Source organism: Psychrobacter sp. ASPA161_6, from assembly GCF_051970285.1.
Taxonomy (GTDB): Bacteria; Pseudomonadota; Gammaproteobacteria; order Pseudomonadales; family Moraxellaceae; genus Psychrobacter; species Psychrobacter glaciei.
On sequence record NZ_JBEFNJ010000003.1, the window covers coordinates 25,952 to 43,510 of the forward strand.

At 43.0% G+C, this 17,559-nt stretch carries 14 protein-coding genes and 1 tRNA gene; 5 read left to right on the plus strand and 10 right to left on the minus strand.

Annotation, left to right across the window (positions count from 1 at the left end; translation table 11 throughout):
• Window positions 1–58: 58 nt before the first annotated feature.
• Complete coding sequence (locus tag ACTQ9T_RS09325) at window positions 59–979, plus strand: LysR family transcriptional regulator (protein ID WP_010199705.1); 921 nt, start codon at window positions 59–61, stop codon at window positions 977–979.
• A gap of 190 nt (window positions 980–1,169) precedes the next feature.
• On the opposite strand, the gene ACTQ9T_RS09330 is transcribed toward ACTQ9T_RS09325, so the two are convergent.
• The 3 genes from ACTQ9T_RS09330 to ACTQ9T_RS09340 all read right to left on the minus strand — a co-directional run bounded on the left by ACTQ9T_RS09330 (window position 1,170) and on the right by ACTQ9T_RS09340 (window position 5,441).
• Window positions 1,170–2,954, minus strand: a complete 1,785-nt coding sequence (locus ACTQ9T_RS09330) for a potassium/proton antiporter (protein WP_440464886.1) — start codon at window positions 2,952–2,954, stop codon at window positions 1,170–1,172.
• Between the two features lie 286 nt (window positions 2,955–3,240).
• On the minus strand, window positions 3,241–3,561 hold the full coding sequence (locus ACTQ9T_RS09335) for a GlpM family protein (RefSeq protein ID WP_041753434.1): 321 nt from the start codon (window positions 3,559–3,561) through the stop codon (window positions 3,241–3,243).
• A gap of 209 nt (window positions 3,562–3,770) precedes the next feature.
• Window positions 3,771–5,441 carry an alpha-keto acid decarboxylase family protein gene (locus ACTQ9T_RS09340; protein WP_440464887.1) on the minus strand — a complete coding sequence of 557 codons (1,671 nt, stop codon included), beginning with the start codon at window positions 5,439–5,441 and terminating at the stop codon, window positions 3,771–3,773.
• A gap of 260 nt (window positions 5,442–5,701) precedes the next feature.
• Between ACTQ9T_RS09340 and ACTQ9T_RS09345 the strand changes: the two genes are divergently transcribed.
• Window positions 5,702–5,776, plus strand: a tRNA-Gly gene (locus ACTQ9T_RS09345).
• Between the two features lie 119 nt (window positions 5,777–5,895).
• Here the strand turns inward: ACTQ9T_RS09345 and ACTQ9T_RS09350 are convergent.
• Complete coding sequence (locus ACTQ9T_RS09350) at window positions 5,896–6,948, minus strand: TRAP transporter substrate-binding protein (RefSeq protein WP_010199697.1); 1,053 nt, start codon at window positions 6,946–6,948, stop codon at window positions 5,896–5,898.
• Between the two features lie 477 nt (window positions 6,949–7,425).
• Here ACTQ9T_RS09350 and ACTQ9T_RS09355 point away from each other — a divergent pair, with 477 nt between their 5' ends.
• Window positions 7,426–7,737: a DUF1244 domain-containing protein gene (locus ACTQ9T_RS09355; protein WP_010199695.1), complete on the plus strand. Its 312-nt coding sequence runs from the start codon at window positions 7,426–7,428 to the stop codon at window positions 7,735–7,737.
• An 89-nt stretch (window positions 7,738–7,826) separates the two neighbouring features.
• On the opposite strand, the gene ACTQ9T_RS09360 is transcribed toward ACTQ9T_RS09355, so the two are convergent.
• Window positions 7,827–8,270, minus strand: a complete 444-nt coding sequence (locus ACTQ9T_RS09360) for an SRPBCC family protein (RefSeq protein WP_440464888.1) — start codon at window positions 8,268–8,270, stop codon at window positions 7,827–7,829.
• A gap of 101 nt (window positions 8,271–8,371) precedes the next feature.
• On the minus strand, window positions 8,372–9,376 hold the full coding sequence (rluF, locus tag ACTQ9T_RS09365; protein ID WP_440464889.1) for a 23S rRNA pseudouridine(2604) synthase RluF: 1,005 nt from the start codon (window positions 9,374–9,376) through the stop codon (window positions 8,372–8,374).
• A 303-nt stretch (window positions 9,377–9,679) separates the two neighbouring features.
• Between rluF and ACTQ9T_RS09370 the strand changes: the two genes are divergently transcribed.
• Both ACTQ9T_RS09370 and ACTQ9T_RS09375 read left to right on the plus strand, forming a co-directional pair.
• Window positions 9,680–11,482 (plus strand): FMN-binding glutamate synthase family protein, encoded by a 1,803-nt coding sequence (locus tag ACTQ9T_RS09370; RefSeq protein ID WP_440464890.1) that lies wholly within the window; start codon window positions 9,680–9,682, stop codon window positions 11,480–11,482.
• Between the two features lie 83 nt (window positions 11,483–11,565).
• Window positions 11,566–12,387 carry a phosphodiester glycosidase family protein gene (locus ACTQ9T_RS09375; RefSeq protein ID WP_440464891.1) on the plus strand — a complete coding sequence of 274 codons (822 nt, stop codon included), beginning with the start codon at window positions 11,566–11,568 and terminating at the stop codon, window positions 12,385–12,387.
• Window positions 12,388–12,595: 208 nt separating this feature from the next.
• Here ACTQ9T_RS09375 and ACTQ9T_RS09380 read toward each other — a convergent pair whose 3' ends face one another.
• From ACTQ9T_RS09380 to ACTQ9T_RS09395, 4 genes are all read right to left on the minus strand, one after another.
• On the minus strand, window positions 12,596–13,792 hold the full coding sequence (locus ACTQ9T_RS09380; RefSeq protein ID WP_440464892.1) for a globin domain-containing protein: 1,197 nt from the start codon (window positions 13,790–13,792) through the stop codon (window positions 12,596–12,598).
• A gap of 305 nt (window positions 13,793–14,097) precedes the next feature.
• Entirely contained in the window at window positions 14,098–15,321 is a 1,224-nt protein-coding gene (locus ACTQ9T_RS09385; RefSeq protein WP_440464893.1) for a vWA domain-containing protein, read from the minus strand.
• Between the two features lie 94 nt (window positions 15,322–15,415).
• The gene (locus ACTQ9T_RS09390; RefSeq protein WP_087813734.1) at window positions 15,416–16,279 is read right to left on the minus strand and encodes an AAA family ATPase; all 864 of its coding nucleotides are present in this window, start codon (window positions 16,277–16,279) and stop codon (window positions 15,416–15,418) included.
• A 398-nt stretch (window positions 16,280–16,677) separates the two neighbouring features.
• Window positions 16,678–17,322, minus strand: coding sequence for a hypothetical protein (locus ACTQ9T_RS09395; protein ID WP_440464894.1), 645 nt, complete (start codon window positions 17,320–17,322; stop codon window positions 16,678–16,680).
• Window positions 17,323–17,559 lie beyond the last annotated feature (237 nt).

The following is a 17,559-nucleotide window of genomic DNA, read 5'->3' on the forward strand; positions in this document are numbered from 1 at the left end:
AGTGATGAATAGAAAATTCATTTTGATAAACATCACAAGTGCTGAGGAATAATTACTGATGCTAGATGAATTGATAAAAATAGACATCAAAACCTTGCGTAGCTTTATGGCGATTGTAGAGTGTCAGGGCGTGACAGCCGCCCAGTCGCGCTTGAATGTGACGACCTCTGTCATTAGTGGTCATTTGACCCATTTAGAAGACCGCTTGGGTATGACGCTTTGTCATCGTGGACGCGCGGGTTTTAAGCTGACAGAAGATGGCGCAGCAGTATATGAAGCTTGCTTGAGTTTTACCGAAGCGGTTGCCAGCTTTCAACATCAACTGCATTATATTCGTCAATTAGACTCCGTGCATGGCGGTCATATTCGACTTTGTCTTATTGATCAGATGCCGACGTTTTTTTATGATGCCTTGCGCCAATGCTTGGCTGCTAGCTATCGTGACAATCCCCTTATCCACTTTTCTATCGATGTGCAAAGCCCTGAAAGCATGTTAGAGAAGCTGCTAAGCAACGAGAGTGATATTGGTGTGGGATATTTTGGCAGTTTTCCACCACTATTAACGTTCCAGCCAGCATTTATTGAGAAACAGGTAGTTTGCTGTGGACGCGAGCATCGATTGTTTTATGAGTCAGAAGGGCTAACCTTTGAGGATTTGGAACAAAACTATCCATGGATAAAACGAGGCTATATTACTGATTTGAGTATCAATCATGTGCGCCCAAAAACCTTGAGTGCCACCACTTACCATATGGAGGCGACCGCGCAGCTGATTTTGGCAGGTCATCATGTTGGTTACCTGCCCAATGACTTAGCCAAGCGTTATGAAGAGATGGGACTGATGAAAATACTACTGCCCACCGAGGCCAGTTATGAGGTCAAGCATCATTGGGCTTACCGAGAAAACTTGCACAAACAGGTCGCTGATTTTTTAAGTCAAATGATGCGTCTATTATCAAAAAGCTCGCCAAAGCTGTAAATGAATAAGGCGTGGCCTAATACGAGCCAGCTAATATAAGCCAGTTTAAATCATGGCTCATCACCAGCAACGATAAATGGCTATATCGCTATAGTCGGTTCAATTTAAAAGTGGTACAAGGCGCCGAGTGTAGAGGTATACTTAATACCTCAAGCGAGGTTAACGCTGTAACGCTTTTATAGTGGATTGATTAGATTGGTTGCTCCTGACGCTTTAAGCCAATGGTTCTTAGCTTGCCTTTATCATCCATTTCTTTGATGACCAATGACCACTTATCATTAATAGCGACGGTATCTCCTGAGACCAGTGCTGTACCTAGATTTCCTGTCACATATTCAGCGACCGTTTGTTCCCACATGCTTTTTGGGCTGTCATTAGGATCAGACTGTAGGCTGTCTACCAGTGATTCAGATTGCATCATAGCCGTAAAGAAGGGTAAATCTCCAAGCTTTACGCTAGGTGATAGTAGCCAGTCGCCATAAAAATCATCGATGGCTTTACGATCCAATGTCGTATCATTGAAAATTTTAGCGATTTTTCTGGCATGATCGCCGCGCATGGCGTACCAGACACCGTCACCAAATTTCAGCTTCGTGTCTTCGTCAACGACCACGATTCTCTGCCTACGTACCAGCGCAAACACACTAATCTCATCAGAGCTAATGCGTTTAGAGATATCCATCGGATGACGACCAATCGCAAATGCCCCTGATTGAACTTCGAATTCATACAAAGTAATACTTGCCTTATCCGATACCCAAACCTCATGCTCCTCTTTTGGATCATCATTGGTCGGAATCCGCACCTTAAACAAATTGGCCATGATAGGAATGGTTGTACCTTGCAAAATCAAGGACAAAACCACGACCCCAAAGGCAATATCAAACAGCATAAAGGCGTTATCTATCCCTGCCATAACAGGCAATATCGCAAGGGTAATAGGTACTGCCCCGCGCAAGCCAACCCAAGAGATAAAGCCTATCTCTCTGTCTTTAAACTTAAAAGGCTTAACGCTGGTATAGACGGCGATAGGACGGGCAACGAAGATCATAAAGGCGGCAATCGCGACTGAATAATGCCAGAGATTGATGACGTTTGATGGGGTGACCAATAGTCCTAACACTACGAAAAGCACCGCTTGTGATAACCAAGCAAAGCTGTCCATCACTCGCATCACATGCTCGGTGGAGCGTACCTTGTGATTGCCAATCATCACACCCGTGAGATAAACCGCTAAAAATCCACTACCGCCAATTAGATTGGTCGCGGCAAAGACGGACAAGCCAGCAGATAGTATCAAAATAGCATACATGCCTTCTGCTAAATGTATCTTGGGCAATAATCGAGACAGCAAATAACCGAATAGCAAGCCCATCCCTAGCCCAAAGCTCAACTGCTGGAACAGTAATATCAAAAAGCCAAATACTGTCTGTCCCGCTGGATCAACATTTAAAGCGATAAGACCCGTCACCAATAAAATAGCCAAGGGATCGTTGGCACCAGACTCTAATTCGAGTGTGGCTTGGACGCGATCATTGAGCTTGACACCGCCATTACGTAATAGTGAAAATACCGCTGCCGCATCGGTTGAGCCAACGATGGCTGCCATCAATAGCCCAAAGCGCCAATCGACATCGAGTAGCCAAGTCACGAAAACGCCCAGTATCATGACAGTAGCGAGGACACCCCAAGTAGCGAGTGTAACGGCAGGCTTAAGACCAACCCGAAACGACTTAAAAGAGGTGCGCAAACCACCATCTAACAAGATACAGGCTAAGGCTGCTTGCCCAACGAAATTGGCAATACCATATTGAGAAAACTCAATACCTAAAATACCCTGCTCGCCTGCCAACATCCCTACCATCAAAAACAACAGCAATAATGGAACGCCCAAACGCGCGGATAACGTACTGGCCATGATACTGGCAAAAATTAACAATGCACCTACGAGGTATAGGATATTTAAGGTATCCATCTTTTTTAAGCCCTATTTTTATCAATGGTGATGAATTAAGTTGGTGCGAAAATATTACAATTTAATCTTTTATCTTTACCAGTAGACGCCACATCTGAATATTAAAAATATCATTAAGAATAACATCTACTATCATTTCTACAAAAACTATCTATAAAGATTTTTACCAATACTTGCTCTCATTTTAGTCATGATGATACAAGTGAGTTTGATGACATGTCCTCAGTCCTATAAATACAGTTGAAACTGTTTGGGATACTATCTTAGATGCTCTTTCCAATACTGACTAAGCCTGAATGTATTGCCAAGTAAGTACTAAAATTGCCGCCGCTATTGTCCAAGCGACAACGCCGAGCAGTAAAGCCTTATATAAACTGATATAGCTGATGCTAAAGAACACCACAAAGGTATAAATAAGGTGCGGAATGACACCAAGCATACTAAATATCAATGCAACCCTTAAATCAGCAGGACTACGCTCAGTACCGACGATGAAGTGACTGATTAATGTAAAAGTGGGGAAAAGTGGCGCAAGTGCCGCCAAATAAAAAAATCGAGTTTGCGCAAATAATTGAATTGCCAGTACCATTAAAGCGCCAATAAGCATTTTTAACCAAATCACGACGGGATCATCTCCTGTTGAATGCTAAGGGCTGAACATAGCCCAATCCACCATGATACTAAAGTCTGCAAAGCGATATAAGAGGAACAACAGCTTAATTGACTTACACCATAAAAAGGCTCAAAAAAACCCCACCTAGCAATAGTGCTAAATGGGGCGATGACTGATAATTGTTGATGCTATTTGCGAACTAATTAATCATTTTTTGGCTTCAGCGCGGCACTGATATCTGCAAGTAATGGCGGGATATCATGCTTATCCGCGATCACCTCGATCATCACTAATTTATCCGTGGTAGCAGCGGCCTTGTCGAGGGCAGATTTTAGCTCACCTGCCGTTTCTACTTTGAGTATGAGACTGTTCTCTTTGTTGGCACCAAAGGCTTGTGGCATGATCTGCCAATCACATTTAGGAATATCATTGTAGTATTGGTTTTCGCCATGAATCGCACGCTCCACGGTATAGCCATCGTTGTTAATTAAGACGATGACTGGATTGATACGCTCCTGAATCATGACCGCCAGTTCTTGAATAGTCAATAATGCTGAGCCATCACCGATTAATAGAACACCACGCTTGTTTGGCGAGGCAATAGCAGCACCTAAGCTGGCTGGCAATGTGTAGCCAATTGATCCCCACATCGGTTGCCCATAAGAGGTCACCCCTTCTGGCAGACGCACATCACTGATACCAAAATAGGCTGTCCCTTGTTCAGAAAAAACCAAATTATTATGATCTAAGCGCGCAGCGATGATATGCCACAGATCGTCTTGGCGGATAGCCTCATCATCCTTGCCATTTTGTTCATGAGGGTTGACCGGCTCACAGAAAGATTTTGGTACGATATTGATGCCAGAGGTCATCACTTTATGTAACGCTTGCAGCGCATCTTTTAGCGCAATCGGTGCAAAGTTTTGACCGCTGATAGAAGCCCGTTCATAATGCAAGTCTACGACCACATCCTCATTGATATCTTGGCTGAATCCTGCGGTAGTCGTATCGGTATACTGCACCCCTACTTTGATCAGGCATTCACAGTTTTCCACCGCATCTTTGACCACAGGACGCGAAGCAACACCTGCATAAGTTCCTGCCCAGCGATCACTGTTTTCATCAAGCAGCGTTTTGCCCCAAGACAGTGTGGTATAAGGAATATCTGTATCAGCAATCAGTGCTTTGAGCTGATTTTGCAGCCCTAAACGATGCACCATCAAATCTGCCATAAGCATCATGGTTTTGTTTGGCAAAAACTCCGTCAAGGCTTGTTTGAAATCTGCCAGTGCCGCTTGACTGGTGATATCTTCTTGGCTGTCAATCAGCTTGGTGGTTGGTGGATAGATAGGCTGACGCGCAACATCAGGCGATAGTAACAGATAGCCGGGGCGATGCTTTTTTAGCACCAAACGAATGACACGGTCAATCTCTGAGGCGGCGTTTTCTGGGGTAATTTGCGCCCGTGCCACGGTCACTGGCTCGACCATTTTAATAAAATGATTGAATACGCCATCACCAAGCGAATGATGAATACGGCGCTTTGAGTCTTGTAGAGCGGTACTTGGTGCTCCTACGATATGCAATACAGGCGCGTACTCAGCAAAAGAGCCTGCCGTCGCGTTAATCGCTGATAACTCGCCCACACCAAAAGTAGTTACCATCGCGGCAAACCCACGCTCGCGTGCATAACCATCAGCAGCATAGCCGGCATTTAGCTCATTAGTATTACCTACCCAGCGCAGCTTATCAGATGCGAGAACATTGTCTAAAAAAGTTAGGTTAAAATCACCAGGTACGCCAAATATCTCAGATGCGCCTGCTTCTGCGACACGATCAAACAAATAATCGGCGATGGTATAGTGTTGACTCATTGTATATCCCTATGACTTATCTTTATAAGTATTGATAACTGTGAATGTAATTGAGGTTAAATTATAAAGTGCATCCCAGCTTATTTATGTAATGCAAAGCTTTTGGAATACATATTATAATAAACTGTTATAACATACATTTATGGCTAGAAGACACGCCTATTTTACTAACTTTGGTTTTTTTCGTCATGGGTGTTGACACATCAAAAAAACTGCGTATAATACGCCATCATCAACTGACGATAGTTAATTGATAATTAGCGGGAATAGCTCAGTGGTAGAGCATAACCTTGCCAAGGTTGGGGTCGAGAGTTCGAATCTCTTTTCCCGCTCCAAATATGGCTTGAAAAAGCACTAAAAGCCTCACTCCTTAATATAGGTAGTGAGGCTTTTTTTTGTCTAATTTTTGGGCTTTATAGGAGATTTGATGACACGCCCTAATATTAAAAAATAATTAGACCTTACAGGCCACACTAGCAGCTTTTGCTTTTTCATAGACACTTTCAGCATCGAGTCCTAATGCGCTTACATCGTCTAAGTATTTTTGTGTTCCTTTTAGCAGAGGTCCTTTCCAATCTGGATCATTAAGTGGATCTGGAATATCAATGATCTCATCACCTCTATCTTTAGCAGCTTGCAAACCTAATAAATCAGTTCTATCCCACATCTCACCAACTTTCTTAGTAAGAGCCATGCCTGAGTTATCATCAATGACCTTTTTTAAATCATCAGGCAAACTTTCATATTTATCTTTATTCATAGTCATCATCAGAGCAGAACTATAAAATGGGATATTGGTATGATATTTGGTTAACTCATCAAGCTTGAAAGTTGTGATCGCCTCCCATGGAAAGCTTAATCCATCAACCACACCGCGCTGTAGAGACGTATATATATCATTGGCAGGTAAACCCACAGGAGAGGCACCCATACTTTCGATAATATCACCTGCTACAGCAGATGGCCTGCGGATACGCATCCCTTTCATATCTTCTGGAGTTCGAATAAGCTTATCAGCACTATGTAATGTACCAGGGCCGGTAGCGAACATAAAAAGGAGATGTGAATCTTCATATTCGCTAGATATAGTGCCATTTTCATAAAGGGTTTGCAGCATACAACCTGTCTGTGTTGATGAATTAGACAAACCGGGAAGCTCTGCAATCTGGGTCAGTGGAAAGCGGCCACTAGTATAACCCTGTACTTGAGAACCGATGTCAATCGTTCCCTTTACTGTGGATTCATAAGCGGTATCTGCTTTACTGAGTGTTGCCGATGGATATACCTCAACCTTAAGACGACCATTAGAATCTTCTCCAATTTTTTTGGCCCATGGCTCAAAGATTTCTTTATTAACATCAGCAGTGGCGGGATAAAAATGGGAGAAACGTAGAACGGTAACTTCTTGATTTGAGGCAACTTCGCTACTGTTATCAGATTGGCCAAAACAACCAAAAAGGCTAATAGCTGCTAGTGCACCTATCGAAAAAAAAGGTGCTAATTTCATTATCAATTCCTTTTGATAGCGATTATTTTTTTGACATTTGATTGATATTAAGACTTAATTAATCTGCCTTAAAAGACATAAGCACTTTAAATTAAAACTGCTTAACATTCAAAACGCTACTTAAAATTAACAGCTAAAATGATAACAGTCAAATCATTTAACGACGATTCTCTAGAAGTGATGATATAGCTGATACTACGTAAAATGGATACATGACATTATGATGCGTGACTGGTAAAAAAATATTCATGAATTCAAAGAAGAAACTTAGCTCACGATCGACCAAAGAGCAGATAGGAATGAAGCGTGATTTAATATCATGATTAAAAGGCTTTAAGTCGATAAACCTTACTATAATAAGTTTGCCAAGTTTACTGATAGACTTTTTTAATATAGAACGACATAGGTTGCGCAATATTTATATCGTTAGTATCATTTCAGTTTTGAGATGACTCAATTACAATTAGGAAAAATTTTATGGCAAAATTAGAATCAAACATCGAATTAGAAGCCGCGGCATTTCGTCGCTTACTAGCTCATTTAGACGAGCGTAAAGATGTACAAAATATTGAGCTAATGAACCTTGCCGACTTTTGTCGTAACTGCTTATCCAAATGGTATAAAGCGGCTGGTGAGGAGCGTGGTATTGAAATCGAATACGAGGATGCGCGCGAGCTTGTTTATGGTATGCCTTATGCTGAGTGGAAAGAAAAGTATCAACAAAAAGCAACACCAGAGCAATTAGCGCGCTTTAACGAGATTGAAGCTGCTAAGAAAAAATCGGATTAAAACTAACAGTGATGGCTCAAATAAAATAAACCACCACTAGATAGTTATATCAAAATAGTTATATCAAAAAAGCCAGTATTGCCGCTAGATTAGCGGCTTTCTATAGATTTGAGTATGCTACTAAACCCTATGGTTCCTTGTTTCTGCATTTGACGGTCAAATAGGCGACCGATTAATGGCAATGGTACCGTCAATCGACCCTCAGATATCCAAGTCACGTGTGTAGTGCCATCACCCAAGTCTTTTAAATCAATGACGCCTTTATCATGTTGCATTTTTATAGGTTTAGCTTTTTCGATTTGGTATTCCATATGAGTAGGACGCTCAAACGCCGTAATTCGCTCCCAAAACTTAACAGGTCCCGTTTGAATGCTACGTAAAGCCCCAACGCCATTGCGCTCCTCGTCACCTTCATTCACCAACTTAGCTACACCTACTGCTTTAAATGAGCCATAACTGGCATGGTCACTCAGTGCTTCAAACACCTCATCAATCGGTTTTTTGACAATGCGTTCTACTTTTATTTTAAACATAATATTATCCCGTTAAGATCAAAGTTGAAATTATTTAGCTTACTGACATTTAAAACATGAATAAAGCAGTCGCACGTCAAAAACTTATGATCGCGAAACTACTACCGCTTAGACCCTCGGCCTTTTGAAGGACGCCTGCCATTGGTAGCAGGTTTGCCATTGCCCCCAGACTTACCATTACCCCCTGACGGCTTACCACGACCAGCAGGACGCCCATCTCTACCTTTAGAACCCGCTGGTTTTCTAGCATCATCCTTAGAGTGTTTTTTATTTCCCTTTGCTGCACCCGCTGGTTTTGAAGACGACTTTGCTTTTGACGAGTCATCAGTACGAGGGTTTTTTCGTGGTGCATTACGAGATTTCTTAGGTGACTTACTATCTTGCGAAGAAGAATCTTCTACAGACTTAAGTAAAACAGACAACTCTTTTGGCGTCAAATCTCGCCAGTCTCCAACGGGCGTACCCTTGAGACTTACATTCATAATCCGTGTACGCTCAAGCTTGACGACTTCATAGCCAAAATGCTCACACATACGGCGAATTTGACGGTTCAGACCTTGCACTAGCGTGATGTTAAACACATTGGGCGCTACTTTAGTCACTGGGCATTTTTTCGTCATTTTGCCAAGCATCGGCACACCACCGGCCAAACCCTCAATAACACTATCGGTTAACGGCTTATTGACCGTGACCAGATACTCTTTTTCATGGTTATTACCAGCACGTAGCACCTTATTGACCAGATCGCCATTATTGGTCAAAAAGATTAACCCTTGAGAATCTTTGTCTAGACGTCCAATCGGGAAAATACGTAAACTGTGTCTCACAAAATCGACAATGTTATTTTTCTCAGAGCTTTCTGTGGTGCTCACAATGCCCACTGGCTTATTTAAGACAATAAACACAAAATCATCTGCCTCTCGTGGCTCGATGAGCTGCCCGTTAACTTTCACCGCATCTCCAGCAACCACTTGCGCGCCTACTTGAGCACGCTTGCCATTGACGTACACATTACCTTGCTCAATAAAGCGGTCAGCGTCGCGCCTAGAGCAAATGCCGCTTTCGCTGATGTATTTATTTAAACGAGTCGAGGAAGCGTTAAACATAAAGCACCGTTTTACCTGATAAGAAGCCTTTTTTACTAAGAAAAAAGCCTAAATTGAATGGATCGTCAACAACGAAATAGCTCACATTATATAGGAAATTCAATGTCCCTTTGAGGAGAGATGGGTAAGAACCTATAAACATATCCAGAATCGTATAAATCGAAGCGGTTGACTCAATAAAGCCAACGTTAGCACACCGTTACTCAATAATCATTAAGCCATGATATTATTGGCGTATGATATACACGATAAATTTGAGCATCTTATCTATACTATATTTAACCATTACTATTGAGCCTCGCTATGCCCCAATCTCGTACCAATCTAAACCCTGAACCCAAAACCAACTCGCCTTATTTAGTCGGTGTGCTGTTACGTTACAGCACTTTTGCCGCTGCTGCCTTGCTGTTTTTAGCAGGGCTATTATTGATGAATTGGTGGCTGATTATTCTTGGCGGGTTTGGGGTATGTTTGGGGATTTATGACGTTATACAGTCAAAGCATGCCATCTTGAGAAACTATCCAGTGGCTGGGCATATCCGCTACGTACTTGAAGACTTCCGTCCTGCGATTCGTCAGTATTTGTTAGAAAACGATAAAGAGCAAGTACCGTTTTCACGCCAGCAGCGTGCCTTGGTTTATCAACGTGCCAAGAACGTTAGTGATACCAATGCTTTTGGCACACTAGACAATCTCTACACCCATGGTAAAGAATGGTTTTTGCAATCCGCCATTAGCCAGCCTTTAGAAAACCAAGACTTTCGCATTATGGTAGGCGGTGAGCGTTGTCAGCAGCCGCATGATATGTCGGTATTTAATATCTCGGCGATGAGTTTCGGTAGTCTGTCAGCAAACGCTATCATGGCGCTTAATCAAGGCGCAAAGATAGGCGGTTTTACCCATGACACGGGTGAAGGTGCCATCAGTCCTTATCATCGCAAGTTTGGTGGCGATTTGATTTGGGAGCTAGGTACGGGTTACTTTGGTTGCCGCGATGAAAACGGTGATTTTAGTCCGCAATCCTTTGCCGAAAAAGCCGTCGATCCACAAGTGAAAATGATTGAGATTAAGCTATCTCAAGGCGCAAAGCCTGGTAAAGGTGGCGTCTTACCATCCAGCAAAATCACTCAAGAAATCGCTGATACCCGTCAAGTGCCGATGGGGCAAGACTGCGTTTCACCCTCTTCGCATACGGCATTTAGCACACCGCGTGAATTAGTCGCCTTTTGGCAGCAGCTGCGTGAATTGTCTAGTGGCAAGCCGGTTGGCTTTAAGCTATGTATTGGCCAACCTTGGCAGTTTATGGCCATCGTCAAAGCCATGATAGAGACGGACAATTATCCTGATTTTATCGTTATCGATGGCGCAGAAGGTGGTACGGGTGCCGCCCCTGTCGAGTTTATGGACAATGTTGGTATGCCAATGGTCGAAGGGTTTTTATTGGTACACAATACTTTGGTCGGTGCAGGCATTCGCGATAAAATCAAACTTGGCGTGAGCGGTAAAATCGTCTCTGGCTTCGATATTGCCCGTATGATTGCGTTGGGCGCAGACTGGTGTAATTCAGCGCGCGGCTTTATGTTTGCCGTTGGCTGTATTCAATCACGCTCGTGTCATACCAACACTTGCCCGACTGGCGTTGCCACCCAAGACCCATATCGTCAAAAGGCGTTGGATGTACCGAGCAAAGCTGAGCGTGTTGCAAGCTTCCATAAAAACACCCTAAAATCGCTTGCCAGTATCGTGGGTGCAGTTGGCTTGCAACACCCAAGCCAATTACAACCTTATCATATCGCTCGACGCCTCGATGACGGGCAGATAAAGCTATTATCGAAATTCTTTTATTTTACTGATAGAGGTGCTCTGCTCAATAGTAGCGCCCGCGCGGACGTGTTCAATCAGATGTGGGTAATGGCGAACCCTGATAGCTTTTTAGCCAATGATGATGCCCTCATTGCTTATAATAAAGACTCACGAGATAAGGGTAGAGAAACCACCACATCAGCGGAACAGAGTCTTGGGAACTTTGCGAGTATCAGTGGCGGTGGGCAGTTAATCGGCAACGTCAACAATACTTTTCGTGAATTTCCACCTAGCAATGACTGAAAATAGTATTGAAAAATAGTGATGAGTATTTCACTATCCGTGAGCGTTTATATTTTACTCTCTACCAAAAAGACAGATGATTGATGCCAAGTTCCGTTTTCACCTTACCACACACTCTAATGACAGCAGCGCTTATTACGTTAAGCGTCAGTGCTTGCCAGCCCATCACCAAACAAGATTCTGAAAGTAATACAGGAATTTGGTCATGCCAGACGCAAAACTCACCGTTTACTTACAACGTCTGTCGTGTTGATGCTGATGCGTTAAATAGCGAACACTCTTCTCTACAGCTGTTTTGGCAGCCCTCCGATAGCAGTCAGCCGCTACTAACCTTTGACAATTTATTAGCGACTTTGCCAGCCAACCAAACACTTACCTTTGCCATGAATGCGGGCATGTATAACGAAAATTATGCACCGATTGGCTATACTGTCATCGACGGTAAAGAGATTCGCGCGTTAAACACCAAAGAAGGTGGCGGCAATTTTCATTTACTGCCCAATGGTGTGCTGTGGTGGGATAAAGCTGGTAAAGTACAAATCACTGAAAGCAATGCTTTAAATGAGCAGCTTAAAAATGATGAGGCAGAGCCTAGGTATGCCACTCAATCAGGTCCTATGCTGGTTATCAATAACGAGATACACCCGCAATTTAATCCTGATAGCACCTCACTCAAGATTCGTAATGGCGCAGGGGTTTGTGACGACGGCCACATAAAATTCGTCAATAGTGATGAGCCGGTGACGTTTTATCAATTTGCATCGTTGTTTAAGGATGACTTAAGCTGTCCAAACGCGCTCTTTTTAGATGGTGGGATTGCGTCAGCGTTATATGCGCCCAGCATTGATAAGCACGATAAAAAAGAGATGGGTGTAATGATAGCGTTGGTTGAAAGTAAAGATTAATTTGCCTTTATATTTCAAAGTTAATACCTAATCAACTGCCTGCCCTCATATAGTTATGTCAATATAAAAGAGATACAGCATGGTGTGCTGTATGCATTTTATTTAGTATCGACTATAGTATGTCGCATAAAAAGCACTTGAGACGACTTTGTCATCCAAGTGCTTTTTTTATTACTAGCAACAGTTAACGACTAACAACAGCTAAAGATTAACCGCCCAGACTCATCTTGGGACCAAACGGTTCGTAATGGACACTATCGACACCGTGATCTAACGTCACTAGCCCATCGATCATACTTTCCATAAATGGCATTGAGCCACAGACATAAATATCAGCAGGCTCAGGCAATATAGCAAGCCATGCCTCATCTAATAGTTGTCCCGACTCAAAATAGAAGACATGTTTTTCTACAGTCTCAGCCTTTTCTAATAGCTTGTTTACTTCGGTATTAAAAGCATGATGCGCTTCATTTTGGCAAGCATAAACCCAGATGATAGGACGTTTTGGATTGGCTAATACTTGTGCCTCTAACATAGATAGCACAGGGGTCACGCCAACACCAGCACTCATCAATACCAGCGGAATCTCATTTTGCTGTACCAAATCTTGCTTGAGTGCAAAGTCACCTGCTGGTGCCGATAATAAAACCGTGTCACCCACTTCTAATTGGTCGTGCATATAGTTAGAGACCAAACCATGATGCTCATTGCGATTGTCGCGTCTGACCGCAAACTGAATACCTGCATCGGTACTAGCGGAATACAAAGAGTAATGACGCAGGGCAACATGGTCACTGTCTTTTGGGTCTGTTTTCACCGTGATGTACTGACCCGCGGTTAAAGTCAATTTGCTCAGGTCAATATCTTGATTGCTGTCGGCGTTATCATTGACTGGCACAACTGTAAAAGCAGCAATATCCGTAGCAGCTGCTATCTTTTTAGTCACTGTAAAAGGCGCAAAATCCTGCCACATCGCCTCTTCATACATGCCATGTTCAATCTGAATAAATACTGAGGCAATCTCATCATAAGCTTCCGTCCAAGCATCAATGATATCGTCATTGGCAGCCTCTCCCAATACTTCCTTGATTGCACCGATTAAGTGCTTACCAACGATGGGATAATGCTCGGGCAAAATTTGTAACGCGCGATGCTTGTGACTGATTTGGGTAACCTGTGGCAATAACGTTGCCAATTTATCCAAGTGCTTAGCAGCGGCTAACACTGTCGTCGCCAGAGCCGTCTGTTGACGGCCCAATTTTTGATTGGTTTCGTTAAATATGTCCAACAGCTCGGGATGCTCTTCAAACATGTTTTTATAAAATACCGTGGTGATTGCCGTTCCATGCTCTTCAAGGACGGGAACAGTTGCGGTGACGATTTCTAACGTTTTTGGTGAGGCCATGTTGTTTCTCTTAGTCATTAACTACATTGATAAACGGAGATGTGAAAAATAAAACACTCAAACTGACCATGATGATTGGAGCTTTTTACAGTCGTCATCAAGCTTTTCAGCTTAGCCAATCAGAATAACTCTATAACATTCATTTAAAATGAATGTTATCATACTTTACTTAGCATACCAACGCTATGTTGCTACAAAGTCTATTTACTTTGACAAAAAAGCAGCCGTTATGTTGTCATAACGGCTGCTTTTATCAAAAAAATATGGGAATTAACAGGTTTTACAAGTTGGTGCAAACGCCAAAATTACCGCGCCAGATAATTGGTCATCTCTTCTACGCCATGTAACGTCATCGGATACATCTTATGATCCACTAATTTTTTGATCTCAACGATGGTTTGGGTATATTGCCAATAAGAAGGCGCTTCAGGATTTAGCCAAGCTACTTTATCAAAATGATCAAGTACCCGCTTTAGCCAAACAATACCCGCCTCATTATTCATATACTCTACGCTACCGCCTACTGTCATCAGCTCATATGGCGACATTGAAGCATCACCGACGAAGATAACGCGATACTCGCGACCGTATTTATTGAGCAGCTCATACGTTGGCATCGGCGCACTGTGGCGACGATCATTATCCTTCCAGACATAGTCATACAGACAGTTATGAAAGTAAAAAAACTCTAAGGTTTTAAATTCATTTCTAGCCGCCGAAAACAGCTTTTCCAGAGCTTCGACATGAATATCCATACTGCCGCCAACATCAAACAGCATCAATACTTTGACGCGATTGCGACGCTCCGCTTGCATATGGATATCGAGCACGCCTTTTTTGGAGGTGCGTTTGATAGTCTCATGAATGTCTAGCTCATCCGCGCTACCAGTACGAGCAAACTGGCGCAAGTTTCGTAGTGCCATCTGAATTTGACGGGTGCCAAGCTGACTGTCGTCATCGAGATTACGATATTTACGCTGCTCCCAGACTTTAGCCGCGCTACGCTTACGTGACTCACCGCCGACACGCACCCCTTCTGGATGGTCACCATAGGCACCAAATGGTGACGTACCGCCAGTGCCAACCCATTTACTGCCACCCTGATGACGCTCTTTTTGCTCTTTGAGACGCTCTTCCAAGGCTTTCATCAGCTCCTCTAACGAGCCATATTTTTTCAGCAATCGGCGCTGCTCTTCGGTCAGATTTTTTGGATCGAGCTTTAAATCGAGCCACTCTTTGGGCACGTCTGTGAGCTTAGACAATAGCCCATCCATATCCAGACTGTCGACACCCTCGAAATAATCTGCCATTGCTCGATCAAACTTATCAAAATGGCGCTCGTCTTTGACCATGCACAATCGAATCAACCGATACATATCTTCGCGACTGGCAAAGGTAGTCAATGCCGAATCTTCAGGATGCGGGTGCATCATCAGCCCTTTATCTAGCGCAGCATTTAGATCAAGCAGCTCGCGCGTACTGACTGGCACACCGTAAGTACGTAAGGTATAGAACAATTTGATAAACATAAGAGTCGCATCGCTTATTGGCTGATATGGTGACGAATGAAGCCGTTTTATTAACTTCAATCATGAGCTTTAATCATGACAAGTGGTCTGTTGCTTAACGACGCATCATGTTAGCAAAGCGTTGCAACAAGCTCACATCGGCTTCATTTTTGAGCAGCGCACCATATAACGGCGGAATAGATTTTTCACCGCGTAAGTTTTCTTCCAACTCTGCTTGTGCCATATCATCAGCCAGTAGCAAAGTTAACCAATCAACCAACTCAGACGTTGATGGCGGCTTTTTAAGCCCTTGAACATTACGCAGCTTATAAAAAATATCGAGCGCATCATTGACCAGCTTTTCTTGGATATCAGGGAAATGCACGTCAATGATTTGACGCATGGTCTCTTCTTCTGGGAAGTCAATATAATGGAAGAAACAACGACGCAAAAAGGCATCGGGCAGCTCTTTTTCATTGTTCGAGGTGATGATAACCACTGGACGCTGTGCCGCGGTAATGGTCTCGCCTGTCTCATAGACATAAAAAGACATTTTGTCCAGCTCATGTAGCAAGTCATTTGGGAACTCGATATCGGCTTTATCAATTTCATCAATCAATAGCACACTACGCTCTTTACTGGTAAAGGCCTCCCATAGCTTACCGGGCTTGATGTAGTTGCCAATCTCATACACCTTGTCGTCACCCAACTGCGAATCACGTAAGCGCGAGACTGCATCGTACTCGTACAGACCTTGCTCAGCCTTGGTGGTTGATTTGATATGCCACGTAATCAGCGGCATACCCAAACTCTCAGCCACTTCTTCTGCCAGTAGAGTCTTACCAGTACCCGGCTCACCTTTAATCAGGAGCGGCTTTTGTAACGTCATCGCTGCGTTAACCGCCAGCTGCAAATCGTCAGTGGCTATATAGTTTTGCGTACCGGTAAAGCTTTTCTTCGTTTTATCAGTCGTGGTCATAATCAAGTCTCAGTTATTGTTATAGATTAAGGCTATCAAGAGCCTAAAAGCAATCGATGGCAAATAAATAATCATTTAGATTAGCACAGCATGATTGATTGCCAAAATACTCATGCGTTCGCAATTGCTAATAAACAATATATATAGGAAGCGCCTTTTGACTATTTATCATCGCAGTCATAAAACGTTTTTTCATAAAAAAAGACACGCATGGTGTCTTTTTTTTATTCATAATATCTTTTCATCTTTTCATCTTTTCATAATATCTTTTATCTATTAACAGTGTCTTTTATTCATAGCGGCTTTGATTGTACTTATCATAAGCCTAAAGCAAAGACCCGGTCGCCTCTAGCAAAATTTTGATATCAGTTTTCTGATGTCACTTTTCTGGTATAACTTTACCGCTTATCAAGCTTTTCAGCATCGGGTTGCTTAGCTAAGCTGCTGTCTTTTTTTAAGCTAATATCTGCTTTAGGATTAGCCGCTAAAGGCGTTTTATTAGACTGCTCAGCGACAGTAGGCGGATCCATCAAAGTCGCGTTTTCTGTCAAATAACTGCCCGTCGTCAGCTGCATGGTTGCTTGCGTATCTTCTGCGGTACGACTGCGCGCTTTGTCTAGACTTGACTCAAACGCACCGCGAATAAGCTGCCAAACAAAGCCAATAAACAAGCCTGATACCAAGACAACCAATATCGGTAACATGTTGGTAATCGCGCCAGCTGTGTCTTTCATCATAATCGCATAGACCACAGAAATACTGGCCGGTGCAATCACACTTGGGTCGCTAAGGGCAGTGCCAGGTGCCAATAACACGGCAAACAACATCATCCAACTCATACCACCCAACGGTCGCGGCAGCATACGAGCGACCAACAACCACAATACCAACACAATAACGACACCACCAAGATACGCATACATTGGTAAGTCTGCGGGTGGCACGTCTTTTACCAGCTGTCCCCACCAAATAGCAATCTCACCGAGAATATCGCTAATGGCTTCCAGCGGTAAGCTGTTTATAATACCTTTTAACCAGTCCATGCGTGTGTAGTTACCTGCGTTTATAATTGTGCGTCGCGTTGTTGCGCTTAATGATAGACAGTGTGCTATTTCAACGAACCATAATATCGAATATATTATCGAAAGAAGCCTTGGAGACAAAACTACTCACCTTGCCATTCATCACTCATTGATAGCCTGCTAGTTTATCATGACTTTCTATCAAAATGCATGAGCACAAATGTGTCGTAAACTTTTTCTTAGTGGCTTTTATTCAAC

Bases quoted from the DNA above. Each gene is read 5' to 3' on its own strand.
- ACTQ9T_RS09325 (WP_010199705.1), top strand. From the start codon at position 59: ATGCTAGATGAATTGATAAAAATAGACATCAAAACCTTGCGTAGCTTT.
- ACTQ9T_RS09330 (WP_440464886.1), bottom strand. From the start codon at position 2,954: ATGGATACCTTAAATATCCTATACCTCGTAGGTGCATTGTTAATTTTT.
- ACTQ9T_RS09335 (WP_041753434.1), bottom strand. From the start codon at position 3,561: ATGCTTATTGGCGCTTTAATGGTACTGGCAATTCAATTATTTGCGCAA.
- ACTQ9T_RS09340 (WP_440464887.1), bottom strand. From the start codon at position 5,441: ATGAGTCAACACTATACCATCGCCGATTATTTGTTTGATCGTGTCGCA.
- ACTQ9T_RS09350 (WP_010199697.1), bottom strand. From the start codon at position 6,948: ATGAAATTAGCACCTTTTTTTTCGATAGGTGCACTAGCAGCTATTAGC.
- ACTQ9T_RS09355 (WP_010199695.1), top strand. From the start codon at position 7,426: ATGGCAAAATTAGAATCAAACATCGAATTAGAAGCCGCGGCATTTCGT.
- ACTQ9T_RS09360 (WP_440464888.1), bottom strand. From the start codon at position 8,270: ATGTTTAAAATAAAAGTAGAACGCATTGTCAAAAAACCGATTGATGAG.
- rluF (WP_440464889.1), bottom strand. From the start codon at position 9,376: ATGTTTAACGCTTCCTCGACTCGTTTAAATAAATACATCAGCGAAAGC.
- ACTQ9T_RS09370 (WP_440464890.1), top strand. From the start codon at position 9,680: ATGCCCCAATCTCGTACCAATCTAAACCCTGAACCCAAAACCAACTCG.
- ACTQ9T_RS09375 (WP_440464891.1), top strand. From the start codon at position 11,566: ATGCCAAGTTCCGTTTTCACCTTACCACACACTCTAATGACAGCAGCG.
- ACTQ9T_RS09380 (WP_440464892.1), bottom strand. From the start codon at position 13,792: ATGGCCTCACCAAAAACGTTAGAAATCGTCACCGCAACTGTTCCCGTC.
- ACTQ9T_RS09385 (WP_440464893.1), bottom strand. From the start codon at position 15,321: ATGTTTATCAAATTGTTCTATACCTTACGTACTTACGGTGTGCCAGTC.
- ACTQ9T_RS09390 (WP_087813734.1), bottom strand. From the start codon at position 16,279: ATGACCACGACTGATAAAACGAAGAAAAGCTTTACCGGTACGCAAAAC.
- ACTQ9T_RS09395 (WP_440464894.1), bottom strand. From the start codon at position 17,322: ATGGACTGGTTAAAAGGTATTATAAACAGCTTACCGCTGGAAGCCATT.